Source organism: Ulvibacterium sp., assembly GCF_965228935.1.
In the GTDB taxonomy this organism is placed as follows: Bacteria; Bacteroidota; Bacteroidia; order Flavobacteriales; family Flavobacteriaceae; genus Ulvibacterium.
Genome location: NZ_OZ245846.1, coordinates 1,709,362 through 1,723,243, shown reverse-complemented (window position 1 = coordinate 1,723,243; position 13,882 = coordinate 1,709,362). Strand labels below are relative to the sequence as shown.

At 41.5% G+C, this 13,882-nt stretch carries 10 protein-coding genes; 8 read left to right on the top strand and 2 right to left on the bottom strand.

Annotation, left to right across the window (positions count from 1 at the left end):
- Positions 1-49: 49 nt before the first annotated feature.
- Positions 50-814, bottom strand: coding sequence for an exodeoxyribonuclease III (locus ACO06Y_RS07125; RefSeq protein WP_422083142.1), 765 nt, complete (start codon positions 812-814; stop codon positions 50-52).
- A gap of 129 nt (positions 815-943) precedes the next feature.
- Between ACO06Y_RS07125 and ACO06Y_RS07120 the strand changes: the two genes are divergently transcribed.
- The 5 genes from ACO06Y_RS07120 to ACO06Y_RS07100 all read left to right on the top strand — a co-directional run bounded on the left by ACO06Y_RS07120 (position 944) and on the right by ACO06Y_RS07100 (position 7,153).
- Positions 944-1,462, top strand: coding sequence for a hypothetical protein (locus tag ACO06Y_RS07120; RefSeq protein ID WP_422083141.1), 519 nt, complete (start codon positions 944-946; stop codon positions 1,460-1,462).
- Positions 1,463-1,492: 30 nt separating this feature from the next.
- Positions 1,493-3,574: a TonB-dependent receptor family protein gene (locus ACO06Y_RS07115; protein WP_422083140.1), complete on the top strand. Its 2,082-nt coding sequence runs from the start codon at positions 1,493-1,495 to the stop codon at positions 3,572-3,574.
- Between the two features lie 269 nt (positions 3,575-3,843).
- Positions 3,844-4,842, top strand: a complete 999-nt coding sequence (locus ACO06Y_RS07110; RefSeq protein WP_422083139.1) for a LacI family DNA-binding transcriptional regulator — start codon at positions 3,844-3,846, stop codon at positions 4,840-4,842.
- Positions 4,839-5,825 carry a nucleoside hydrolase gene (locus tag ACO06Y_RS07105; protein ID WP_422083138.1) on the top strand — a complete coding sequence of 329 codons (987 nt, stop codon included), beginning with the start codon at positions 4,839-4,841 and terminating at the stop codon, positions 5,823-5,825. The genes ACO06Y_RS07110 and ACO06Y_RS07105 overlap by 4 nt, the downstream gene beginning before the upstream one ends.
- A gap of 11 nt (positions 5,826-5,836) precedes the next feature.
- A complete protein-coding gene (locus ACO06Y_RS07100) occupies positions 5,837-7,153 on the top strand; it encodes a hypothetical protein (RefSeq protein ID WP_422083137.1) in 1,317 nt (438 codons plus the stop codon).
- Positions 7,154-7,233: 80 nt separating this feature from the next.
- On the opposite strand, the gene katG is transcribed toward ACO06Y_RS07100, so the two are convergent.
- On the bottom strand, positions 7,234-9,456 hold the full coding sequence (gene katG / locus ACO06Y_RS07095) for a catalase/peroxidase HPI (RefSeq protein WP_422083136.1): 2,223 nt from the start codon (positions 9,454-9,456) through the stop codon (positions 7,234-7,236).
- A gap of 972 nt (positions 9,457-10,428) precedes the next feature.
- Here katG and ACO06Y_RS07090 point away from each other — a divergent pair.
- The 3 genes from ACO06Y_RS07090 (at position 10,429) to ACO06Y_RS07080 (ending at position 13,843) form a co-directional block, all read left to right on the top strand.
- Positions 10,429-11,205 (top strand): AraC family transcriptional regulator, encoded by a 777-nt coding sequence (locus ACO06Y_RS07090; RefSeq protein ID WP_422083135.1) that lies wholly within the window; start codon positions 10,429-10,431, stop codon positions 11,203-11,205.
- Between the two features lie 73 nt (positions 11,206-11,278).
- Entirely contained in the window at positions 11,279-12,151 is an 873-nt protein-coding gene (locus tag ACO06Y_RS07085; RefSeq protein ID WP_422083134.1) for an alpha/beta hydrolase, read from the top strand.
- 198 nt (positions 12,152-12,349) lie between these two features.
- Positions 12,350-13,843 (top strand): serine hydrolase, encoded by a 1,494-nt coding sequence (locus tag ACO06Y_RS07080; protein ID WP_422083133.1) that lies wholly within the window; start codon positions 12,350-12,352, stop codon positions 13,841-13,843.
- The last annotated feature ends 39 nt before the right edge of the window (positions 13,844-13,882 follow it).

The window sequence follows — 13,882 nt, the reverse complement described above, 5'->3', positions numbered from 1 at the left end:
TAAAAGCCCAAATTTACAAATTAAAATGCCTTTGCAGTTTAACTATGCGTCAATTTTCCAATTCCACAAGAATGGGGCAGTGATCGCTGTGTTTTGCCTCGGATAGAATTACGGAACGCTTCAAACGATTCCCTAACGGCTCACTTACCAGACCATAATCCAACCGCCAACCTTTGTTGTTGTTTCGGGCATTGGCCCGATAACTCCACCAGGTATAATTATGGGGCTCCTGGTTAAAATGACGGAAGCTATCGATAAATCCACTGTCCATAAAATTGCCGATCCATTCCCTTTCCACAGGTAAAAACCCGGATACATTTTTATTCCGTACCGGATCATGGATATCAATGGCCCGATGACAGATGTTATAATCCCCAAGTATTATTAAATTCGGATATTCTTTTTTTAATCCATTGATATACTCCTGAAAATCGGCCATGTATTTTAACTTATGTTCCAAACGGGCCAAATTGGTCCCGGATGGAAGATATAGGCTCATGATGGAGACTCCGTTGTAATCCGCCCTTAGGTTTCTTCCTTCAAAATCCATATAATCTATTCCCGTACCAAATTCCACATGATCCGGTTTTTGTTTGGATAAAATAGCTACTCCGCTATACCCTTTCTTTTGGGCACTGAACCAATAGTTATGGGAATATCCGGCCTTTTCAAAGAGTTCCAGATCCAATTGATCTTCCTGGGCCTTTATTTCCTGTAGACAGACCACATCGGGGTCTACAGTGCCCAACCATTCCAAAAAACCTTTGTTCAGTGAGGCTCGGATACCGTTTACGTTATACGAAACTATCTTCATGTATGAAATATTTGGGCCGAAATTAAGGAATGTTACAGGAAATACATAGTGCTATTCCCATCATTAGAATCCGGAATGCATTTTTGGAACGCGATTTGATTTACTTTCAAGATCCTTTAGCTTTGACCTATGAAAAATGTATTCCTTTCCTTTCTATTTCTAAGTGTTTGCGCCATGCACGCCCAAGCCTATCCTCCGTTGGGCAATGACCATGAAATAAAGTTTAACATAGGGCTTTTTTTGGTCACAGCCGCGGCCGAAGGTTCCTATGAATACTTCCTTAATGAGGACATCAGTATAGGGGGCACATTGTATTTTGATGGCGACGCTGAGGATTACAACGGTAATTTTGGCATAGGCCCAAATTTTAGGGCCTATTTTGGTTTTGGGCCAAGAAGTGGATTTTTTGCCGAGGCTTTTGGATTGTATTATACCGGCGAGGACGAAGTGGATTCAGATTCTTTGGGTATCCGAAACAATGATTACAGCACTTTGGCCCTCGGTTTTGGTATTGGCAATAAGTGGGTTACCCGCAGCCAACGTTTTAGTTTGGAAATAAACGGAGGGTTCGGTAGAAATATAAATCCGGAGGATTTTCAGGATTCTTTTATGTATAGAGCTGGTCTATCGGTCGGATTTCGATTTTAATCCCTAATTTTAAACCTTGATTCATAATGAATGAAGGTATCCTTTCTATTTCCCGTGCTTTTATGTTTTCCATTTTTGGTTTGGTCACAGGAACCGGCCCAAAAAGATAGTGTGACCCGTTTGGACGAAGTAGTCCTTACGGACAGTGTCCGAATTAAAAATGCTGTTGGAATCGTCCCCTCCCGTGTCATTGGGCCAGAAGTTTTCCAAAACTATAGTCCCATCGACGCGGTTTCGGCCATTAATCAAATTCCGGGGGTCTATATTCTTTCCGGAGCCTTGAATACCAATAGGATTACCATCCGTGGGGTGGGTGCACGGACTCCATTCGGTACGGACAAACTACGCTTATATTACAACGATATACCGGTTACCAACGGTACAGGCTTCTCCACCATTGAAGCATTTGACCTGGAAAATCTCGCTGCCATTGAGGTCATAAAAGGTCCTAAGGGAGTCGCTTTTGGAACCAATTTGGGTGGGGCCATAATCCTTGACTCAAGGGAACGAAAGGAAGAGTCCACGGAATTCCGGAACAATTTTACCGTAGGTTCTTACGCGCTCCTGAAAAACAACCTCTCCTTTCTACATAAGGAAGGAAAACTATCCCTAGGGTTTCATTACGGCCATATGGAAACAGATGGCTACCGGGAAAACAATCGGTTTGAGCGGGATGGCTTTCTTTTGAACACTTCCGTGAAAATCAGTAAAAAAAATACCATTTCGCTACTGGTAAACCACATTGACTACACGGCACAGATTCCGAGTTCCCTTAGTCAAACGGCTTTTGATGAAGATCCTACCCAAGCTGCCTTTACCTGGGCCGCCTCACAAGGTTTCGAAACCAACAATTATACTTTGTTGGGCTTGTCCTTGAATCATAAATTTTCGGACAAGTTAGAAAACAATACGAGTATCTTCTATACCTATTTGGACCACTTTGAACCCAGACCGTTCAATATTTTGGATGAGTTTACCAATGGCTATGGTTTTCGGACACGATTTTTGGGAAGCTTCGATCTCGGAGGGCAAAACGCCCAATATACCTTTGGTGGGGAGTTGTATAAGGACGAATACCATTGGGGAACTTTTGAGAACCTGTATCAAGAGAATAATGGTAACGGCAGCCTACAAGGCGATAGACTGAGTGATAACCGAGAGTTCCGAAGGCAATTCAATGGGTTCGGTGCGTTGACTGTTCCATTGGGCAATAGATTTATAGTCCAGGCAGGACTAAACATCAATAAGACTAACTATGATTTTCAGGACCTGTTCAATTCAGGTGCCCAGAACACAAGTGCGGAACGCGATTTTAAGGTTATTGTAATGCCAAGTCTTAATCTGGACTATGCATTTGCATCAGGGCAAAAGGTATACGCGAATATAAGTCGGGGGTTCTCGAACCCCAGTTTAGAGGAAACGTTGACTCCGGACGGTGTCATTAACCCGGATATCGCCCAAGAAACAGGAACCAATTATGAAGTGGGGACATTGGTGGCCCTTGCGGATAAAAAGTTGACCATTGATGTGGCCCTATATCGAATGGATATTAAAAATCTATTGGTGGCCCAAAGAGTGGGAGATGACCAGTTTGTGGGTAGGAATGCGGGGCAAACCAAACATCAGGGATTGGATCTGGAAATGAATTATGACTGGGATATTTCCAGAAAACTGCGCATTTCCCCTTTTATCAATTACACTTTTAGCGACCATAGTTTTGTGGACTTTGTGGATGGGGACGACGACTTTTCGGGAAATCCTTTGACCGGGGTACCCAAGCACCGCATCAATTCAGGCTTAAGGCTACAATGGGGAGCCGGATTCTACTGGAATACCACCCATCAGTTTGTGGATGAAATTTCACTTAGGGATGAAAACACCGTCTATAGCGATAGCTTCAATGTCTTTAATTCAAGATTGGGATATCGTACCACACTTTTCCAAAAATTGACCCTTGGACTGGATTTTGGAATGAACAATATCGCAAATACAAGATATGCCCAATCCGTCTTAATCAATGCAGGAAGTTTTGGTGGTAACGAACCACGCTATTTTTATCCAGGGAATGACCGGAATATTTATGGTGGTATTAGACTCGGTTATTTCTTGTGATACAAATTCAATCCCAAATCCATCAAGACACTTTCAAAAAGTCTTAGTGTGAAAATCGGATACGGCTTAATGAAAACGATCGTAATCTTGAATTTTCAAAGCCGGCCGGTTGAACTGGAATCCAAAAAAGTTCCTAAAGCATATCCGCTTTTAAACGTTTACAAAATAGTATTTGGGACTATTCCGATTTTGGTGATACGTATTAGTCATGAAAAATTTGTATATTTGCACAATCGATTGCGCAACTATTTGAATTCAATTGAAAAACTATGACCATAAAGGAATTGGCACAGGAACTGAATATTTCCACAACTACGGTTTCCCGTGTCCTTACCGGTCAAGAAAAAAAATACCGGATTAGTTCAAAGACCGCCCTAAGAGTTAGGGATGGGGCAAGGAAACATCAATTTGCGCCTAATCAAATTGCCCGTAATTTACGTCTACAAGAAACCAATACCATAGGGCTGATCATCCCGGACATTAGCAACCCCTTTTTTGCCAACCTCGCTCGAACAGTAGAAATAGAACTCCGAAAAAGAGATAAAATGATCCTGTTATGCGATACCAAGGACAAGACCAGCTTGGAAAAGGAATCCCTACATCTTCTTTTGGGCAGAAAAGTCGATGGTCTCTTGGTGGCGCCCGTAGGTAAAAAATGTGACCATTTTATCAAAAATTCCAAAATTCCTATAGTGTTGATCGACCGTTATTTCAAGGACCAAGCCATTCCCTTTGTCACTACGGACAACTACCAAGGTGCTTATTCCGCAACGAAATTCCTGATTCAAAAGGGGCATCAAAACATAGCCTGTATCCAAGGGCTATGGCATACTTCGGTAAACGAAAATAGAATTCTTGGGTATCGCCAGGCAATGGAAGATCATACAATCCCGGATAAATTCATTCAGATTTCCGGTTCCGGTTATAGTATCCAAAATGGTTATGAGTCTACCCAGGAACTACTTCGAAAAAGGAATCGTCCTACGGCAATATTTGCGTTGAACAACCAAATTGCCTTAGGGGCTATGAAAGCTATAAAGGAAGCCGGCTTACATATTCCGGAAGATATTTCGCTAATCGCCTTCGACGAACAACCCTATTTTGAATTGTTATCCCCCGCCCTTACGGCCATACAACAACCCATGCAGGATATTGGTAAAGTAGCCGTAGAGACCTTATTTAAGCTTATGTCCGGTGAAACCGCAGAAAACCGGATGCTAAAACCCAATTTCATAGAGCGAGAATCCGTAAAATCAATACACCTATGAAAACCAAACTTTCTATTTATATCCTTTTTCTATTGTGGATCCCTGCTGTTTTTCCCCAGACCAAGATCATTTTTGATACCGATTTTGGTGCCGATGCCGATGATCTCGGAGCCTTGGCCATGCTCAATCATTTTCAAAACAAAGGTGAAATTGAGCTTCTAGCGGTTATGTGCTGGAATGTGGAAAAATATGCGGTAAGTGCTATTGACGCGGTAAACACCTATTATGGCAATCCAGATATCCCGATTGGATTAAGAAAGGATACTCCCCATGAAACCCCATGGAACCATAGCAAGGTTATTGCAGACAACCTAAAACATGATGTAACCTATAACAACGCTCCTGATGCTACCGCATTATATCGAGAATTACTGGGCGGAAGTGAAGACCAAAGTATTGTACTAATTACCGTGGGACCTTTGATGAACATTAAAAAACTGATCGATTCAAAGCCTGATGCCTTCTCCCCCCTTAACGGCTTGGAATTGATTCATACCAAGGTCAAGGAATTTGTAATCATGGGCGGTAATTTCCCAACTAGTAAGGATGAATGGAATTTTAATGGGAATATGCCCGGTGTCACGAAATATGTACTGGAAAACCTCACCTTGCCCATAACCTTTTCAGGAGCCGAATTGGGTTCCCAAATAAAAACGGGTGAAGTATTCAATGACCTTCCCAAAGACTCCCCACTTTATTTGGGCTTCTTCCATTTTAGTAAACATGCCCCCTGGATGAATCATTTGTTCAAAGGGAAGATCATCGACAATGCTACATTTGATCAAACCGCTGTTTTGTTCGCGATCCGAAACGGTTTGGGAAACTATTGGCATAAAGTTTCGGATGGTATTTGCATAGCAGATGAGGCTGGTGGCAATATCTGGAAGCCATCGACAAATTCCAATCACTCCTATTTAGTACTTGACAAGGATATCCCTCAAATGGAAAAAGAACTTGAGGCTTTTATGCTAGGGAATTTCTAAAAACCACTTCTATGAAGAATCTCATATTTATATTCGTTTTAGCGCTCTCATTCTTTGGGTTAAGTGCCCAGGAAAAAGTTATCTTGGATACGGATCCTTCCTTTGATCCGGATGATGTAGGTTGTATTGCCATGCTTCAGACCATGGCCACCCTAGGGGAATGCGATATCTTGGCCATCATCAATTCCACCGATCAAAAAGAATCCGCCTTATGTATTAGTTCTATCAATTATTTCTACAATAGAAAGGCCATTCCCGTAGGCGATTATAAAGGATATGCCAAAAAAATTCACGCTACGGAAAACACTTACGACTATCATATTGCCAAGGACTATCCCCGGAAATTAAAGAATTGGGAGGATTCCCTGGATGGGGTAAAACTGTATCGTGAAATTTTGGAGAGTGCCAAGGACACCAGTATTACGGTCGTCATCATCGGGACTATGCACAACTTTTATGGTCTACTGCAATCCGGCCCGGACGAGTTTAGTGACAAGACCGGAGTTGAACTGGTAAGTGAAAAAGTGAAGTTGGTAGCAACCATGGGCGGCAACTTTCTCAATAACAAAGGCTTGGATCGTACCAATTGGGGCGGGGCGGATGCGCTGTGTTCCTATACGGACTGGTCCTGCTTAAGACCCGAACGAAATCGGATGTGCCGTTATGTCATCGAGAATTGCCCAGCACCTTTTATGGCCTCAGGTTGGGAAAATGGAAACGGGGATTACTACAATGCCAACAATGGCAACGTCATTACCGGGCAGGGGTTGAAGAAGCTTCCGGAAAATCATGTTGTCCGTAAAAGCTATGAGCGTCACTTTGAATATCGTGGCGGTGCGGACGACATTTCGCGCCACAGCAATGATCAATGTGCCCTGCATTATGCAATTCGAGGTGAATCCAATAACTATACGGCGTATACCAATGGCAAGATTACCTTATCCAAAAATGGGGAATGTATTTGGGATCCAAGCATTGATAGAAAACAGGGACATATTCAAAAAAATAGGGAAGATGATGCCATAGCTGCCGAAATCGAGGCATTGATGATGGGTGCAGTTCCCGATTTGGATACCTCTCCCCCAACTACCCCAAAAAATGTACGTTTAGTTTCAAAGGATGGGGAAAATAGTATCCATTGGGAAGCTTCCACCGATTCCACAAAAGGTAGCTGGGTCGTGGGTTATAACGTCTATAACAAGGGTGAATTTGTCCGTCAAGTGTATGGAACCAAATTCAATATTGGAGAATCGTCGGGAAAAGATTCCTATACCATTAGGGCTATTAATGCCAGTGGTACGGAGGGAAAAGCCGCTTCCCTTAACTAATTTCGAAAAGCATCCGGTAGATACCAAAAAAGCACCCCGACCAATGTCAGGGTGCTTTTTAACGATTCATGTCGTTTATATCAATCCAAATCAAATCGATCCAGGTTCATCACCTTATCCCAAGCTGCAACAAAATCCTTTACGAATTTCTTTTGGGCATCGTGACAACCATAGACCTCGGCAAGGGCCCTGAGTTCGGTGTTAGATCCAAAAATAAGGTCTACTCTAGAGGCGGTCCATTTTAAATCGCCCGTTTTGCGGTCGCGTCCTTCAAATACCTCCTCATCCTCGGAAACCGCTTTCCATTCGGTGTTCAAGTCGAGTAGATTTACAAAGAAATCATTCGTGAGCGTCTCCGGCTTATGGGTAAACACGCCATTGTGCGATTTATCAAAATTGGTGTCCAATACACGCATTCCACCTACCAAAACAGTCATTTCCGGTGCGGTCAAGGTCATCAATTGCGCCTTGTCCACCAGCAATTCCTCGGTCGCTACGGAGAACTTGGTCCTTGCATAGTTTCGGAATCCGTCCGCTTGGGGCTCAAGGACTTCAAAGGACTCGGCATCGGTCTGTTCCGCACTGGCATCGGTACGTCCCGGGGCAAAAGGTACGGAGATAGTCTCACCGGCATTCTCCGCAGCTTTTTCCACAGCGGCACACCCGCCTAGAACGATCAAATCCGCCAAGGAAACTTTTTTGCCTCCGGTTTGCGCTCCATTAAAGGCGGCTTGAATCCCTTCCAAAACTTCCAATACCTTGGCTAATTGGGCTGGATTGTTCACTTTCCAATCCTTTTGGGGTGCCAGGCGTACACGGGCGCCATTGGCCCCTCCTCGGAAATCCGAACCACGGAAAGTGGAAGCCGAGGCCCAAGCCGTGGAGACCAATTGTGAAATGGACAGACCTGAATCCAAAATCTTGGCTTTAAGATCCGCAATGTCATTTGCATCGATCAATTCATAATCTACGGCAGGAACGGGATCTTGCCAAATCAATTCCTCTTGGGGTACTTCTGGCCCCAAATAACGGGAAACCGGTCCCATATCCCTATGGGTCAATTTAAACCAAGCCTTGGCATAGGCATCGGCAAATTCATCCGGGTTTTCATAGAAATGCCGTGAAATTTTTTCGTAGTCTGGATCCATACGTAAGGACAGATCCGTAGTCAACATAAAGGGGGCATGTTTTTTCTCGGGATCATGGGCATCGGGTACCGTACCGGCACCGGCACCATCCTTGGGTCTCCATTGGTGTGCCCCGGCAGGACTTTGGGTCAGTTCCCATTCATAGCCAAAAAGATTTTCGAAGAATTTGTGGCTCCATTTTGTCGGGGTGTTTGTCCAGGCTCCTTCCAAACCACTGGTTATGGTATCCGATCCCTTACCGGTCCCAAAGTTGTTCTTCCAGCCCATGCTCTGCATTTCTATGGAGGCCCCGGCAGGTTCCGCCTCTACAAATTCGGCATCACTGGCGGCACCATGCGTTTTGCCAAAGGTATGGCCTCCGGCAATCAAGGCTACGGTCTCATAATCGTTCATGGCCATCCGACCAAAAGTCTCGCGAATATCATGTGCGGCCGCAACGGGATCCGGATTGGCATTGGGGCCTTCGGGGTTTACATAAATCAATCCCATATGGGCCGCCCCCAGGGGATTTTCCAATTCGCCTTCCTCGGAGTAACGGGCTTTGTTTCCCAACCATTCGGCCTCCGAGCCCCAGTAGATATCTTCTTCGGGCTGCCAGATATCCTCACGGCCTCCGGCAAAGCCGTACATGGGCAAGCCCATGGATTCGTGGGCCACATTGCCTGTTAAGATCAATAGATCCGCCCAGGAGATTTTCTTCCCATATTTCTGTTTAATGGGCCAAAGCAATAAACGGGCCTTGTCCAGGTTGGCGTTGTCCGGCCAACTGTTCAATGGTGCAAAACGCTGGGCTCCAGTTCCACCCCCACCACGACCATCGGCGATACGGTAGGTTCCAGCGGCATGCCAGGCCATACGGATAAAGAACGGTCCATAATGTCCGTAATCCGCTGGCCACCAGTCCTGGCTATTGGTCATTAAATCAGTGAGGTCTTTTTTTACCGCTGCCAAATCCAACGATTTGAATTCCTCGGCATAGTCAAAATCCTCATCCATAGGATCGGCCAAATTGGAATGTTGGCGTAGAATGTTCAGGTTTAAGGAGTTGGGCCACCAGTCCCGGTTGGTGGTACCCCCACCAGCAGCTTGGTTCAACTCTCCATTTAAAAATGGGCATTTGCTTATGTCGCCCTGACCGTTGTGTGTAGAATCCATCTCTAATTTTATTTTTAAGTGGTTATGTTCCTATTTCTTTCTAAAAGTAGGATTCTTATTCTTACAATTCGGAATGTCGTTATTTTTTTGCGTTATGCGGATATTAAGATTTGTTATGGCTTGGTGCAAAGCACTCAGAATACGGTTTGGTTTTTGATTATCTTAGTTCCACATAGAAAAGATGTATAAATCATGATCTATACACAATTGTTGTAGGTAATTTGAATTGACACTCTTTAAAATAAAGCTCTGATTTCTAAAAGAACATTATATAAAATAGTATTAGGAGTAGTACTGTATTTCATTTTAGGTACTCTCTTTAAATTATATAAGAGTTATAATATTCCTGAAACTTGCCTGATAGATTACTTTAGTGCAAATTTTTCCGATTTATCTAATTTGAAAATTAATTCCATTCATGATTTCGATGAGATATTTGATTGTAAAAAGTGGGATGAAATTCTATTTACGGATGCCCATTATTATACTATAAGTGTTGGTTATCTATCAAATGGAGTATTAGTACCATCATATGACCCTTTTCAATATCCTGAAGGAACTACCCTAGTATACTTTCTAAAAAATAAGATTGTCATAAGTAAGCCTATTCCACTTTATGGGGATAATTTTATTTTCTCACAGAATTTTGGAAGCTTTAATTACATTAAAATCAAAAGAAAGAATGCCAAGTTTAGATATAAAAAATTTGAACATACCGATTATGATTTGAATACCTTGGAAATGATAAAATAAACTCCCTACAACAATGGCTATAACCCATGCCTATCGCTTGGTCATTTTTTCCTAACTTGAATTAACTAAAAAATGTCTGGTGCTGGCCACCGGGTCATAGCCGAGACGGTTACCAAACCTATTTTCAAAAAGAGGGAAAACAAAATTACAAATGCTGACAATCGTATCGCTAAATACTGTCTTTATTCAAGAAAAACAAGTACTTAATTGCAAATTGAAATGATGGAAGTAAACAAGGTGAAGACAATAAAATTAGCAATACTAGATGGTGTTGAACTTAAATCTGCTACTTTTATTGATAAAAACTTCCCTTTTCATTTTCATCAATGTTGGAGTCTAGCTTCTATCGAATACGGAAGCGAAAACATTGCATTTGGCGATACAAGTTTTTTGGTCAGTAAAAATGCTTTGCAATTAATTCCCCCTTATTCAATTCATAAAAACTGGAGCAATAAAAACGGTGCTTGGACTTATAAGGCTCTTTATATAAGCAATGACGTCATCAAAAATGTTTCAAAGAAAATAACCCATCTAGCAAGCTTTCCTTATTTTATATCATATTGGAACAGTGAGTTTAACATAAACGAAGCATCGATTTTGAAAATCCTTGAAAATCTTTTTTTGGATACTTTGAATGACTTTAAACAATCTTATTTTCAAAAAAATGCCGACGAACCTTTTGATGATATTCTAAACTATTTGTCTCTAAATTATTACCGATCAATCACTTTGGAAATGCTCCAACAAAAGTTTAAAGTGAATAAATTTAAACTACAAAAAAGCTTTAAAAAGAGCATTGGTTTAACACCTTTGGAATACCTAACCACTATTAGAATAGAAAACTCAAAAAAGCTTTTTTATACGGATGTTCCTTTGGTAGAGATTGCACTTGAATCAGGGTTTTATGACCAAAGTCATTTCACTCATAGTTTCAAAAAATACGTTGGGGTAACTCCTGGAAACTATAAAAAGAATAACAAGATTTTACAAGACTGATAACCCTCCCGGAAATTACATTTGTTTTCCAGTTAAACCAATGAGAAATTAACTCATTTATAAGAAAGAAAACATGAAAACCACTAAATTGTTAATTCTGATCATCTTTATATCGCTAAACTCTGTCTTTGCCCAAGAAAGTATTGTAAACGATACTACACAAATGGTAGAAAGTTCTTATTTGGAATTGCCTCGGATACAGGTTATCCCGATAAAGGACGCTAAAAATGACAGGCAATATGAACTTTATATTAAGCTGCCAGAGGGATATTCGGAAAACGGCGACATCAAATATCCCGTGCTTTATTTTACCGATGCCATGTGGCACATCGAAATATTATCCGGTTCCACTGAGTACATAATGAAAGATGCTATTTTGGTCGGAATTTCCTGGCAGAAGGACATAGAGGAAGATGTAAAGCAAAAATATGGAGTTCATGCCAGTCGATTTGAGGATTACTCGTTCTGGAGAACAACCCACCCAGATCATCCAAAATTGCAGTTTGGCCAAGCCGGTAATCACTTGGATTTTATTCGCAACGATGTTTTTAATTACATAGAAAAAAACTATCGTACCAATCCCAATAATCGTTCTTATTTTGGATATTCCTTGAGCGGATTATTTGGCGCTTACATAATAATGACACAGCCTGATACTTTCAAAAACTATATTCTTGGTAGCCCATCGGTCCAAGTACTTACTAAGGAAGAGAATAAAGTCGAGTTCAAAAATAATAGACTCAATGTCAATGTTTTCATTTCACGTGGCACTTTGGAGGAGGAGGAGTTACACGAGCCCATAAGTGAATTTGTTAATTTGTTGAAAGCTAGAAACGATAACAGTTTATCCATAGAGTATGCAGTTATTGAGGGGGGTCACGAAACGGCGTTTCCGATGACAGGTGTCCGCAGTGTCACTTGGTTATCTGATTTGATAAGGGAATAACCAATCTAAAACATAAAGTAAAATTGAATAACAAGCATGCATACGCTTGGTAACAAAAAGTAAAAATAATAACGGCTTTGTTGTTTAATCAAAGTCGCTTTTTTGTCTTTACAGTAGGTCATAGATGGAAAGGTTTGCGTTTTAAAATCCCCTATTATTCTTATATGAGACCGTTACCATCAGTTAGGAGCAATCGCAATGAAGTTACTACATATATTTCTCTTTTCTCTTCCCCTTTCTCTTTGGAGTCAATCCATAGATGTCGATTCCCTGGATAGGTATATTTCAAAGTTGGTCTCCCCTAAAGAATATAATATGCCTGGGCTTGCCATTGGAGTGATTCACAATGACACTGTTATTTTTAAAAAGGGATATGGTACCACCCGTAATGGGAACGGTCTTCCCATACATACCGAAACTATTTTTCCAATTCTGTCCTGTACCAAGGCATTTACCGCCACATGTATCGGGATTCTAGTTGATGAAGGCAGATTGGACTGGAATGATAAAGTAGTTGCGTACCTGCCAGATTTCAAACTTAGCGATCCCTGGATAACGAATGAAATAACCATTAGCGACCTTCTAAGCCATAGGTCGGGGCTTGGAGAATTCGATGGAGACTCATTATGGTATAGCACCGATTTTTCAAGTGATGAAATCATCGAAAAAATACAATACTATCCTGTAAGAGGTTCGTTCAGATTGGATTTTAACTATAACAATGTTATGTACATTGTTGCAGGTAAAATCATTGAAAAGGTGACCGGATTGACTTGGAACGAATTTCTGAAAACCAAAATCTTTGATGTTCTTGATATGAAAAACAGTTCATCTACCTTGTCCGAATTAACCAAGAATCCGGAATATGCCCATCCACATATTGCCGATAAACCCATTGAACCCAGAAGTATTGATAATGCCGCCCCGGCCGGTGGTATCAATTCTACCATAGATGATATGTTGCTTTGGCTTCAAATGTATCTTAATAAGGGAGCGCTGCCTAAAAAGAAAATAATATCCCAAAAGACGTTTGAAACTATAACCAACCCTAAAATGATTTTGGATGACCGAGGTCAACAGAGTTATGGATTTGGATGGTATATAGATTATGAAGACGGCCAGAAGTCCCTGTATCATGGAGGAGGGATGCCAGGATATAAATCCATGGTCGCCTTATACCCGGAACACAATATCGGCATTGTTGTTTTGACCAATAAGATATCAATGATCAATGAAGGCCTGGTCAATATGATTTCTACCTACATTAAACATCCTGAACTGACAGATTGGTCCAATAATAGAAAGTACTTTACATACTTTGGATATTCATGGGACAATCCGAAAAAAATGAACCGTAAATCGAGCGCTGTAAAGGGATTTTTAAAATATACCGGACTATATGAGGACAAGGTATATGGAAAAGCATCCATTAGTATTCAAGAGGGTATTCCCACTCTTAAATTATTGCCCAACAAAGAGCTCTTTTCCGGCACGCTCTATTATGCAAGCGATGAAAGGTTTAAGGTAAAGCTACGGGATGAGTTTTTACCGATAGGAGATATCGTTTTTGAAATTAACGAAGAGGGCGCTATAAAAGGTTTTCGGATGGAGATCCCAACCGGGGATTTCCATTTTGATAATTTACACTTCAGCAAAATCCCAATAGATAGCGGCAACATGGGTGAAAATTAGGGGGACTAAACCATTATGTGATGTCTAAGGAAAAATATT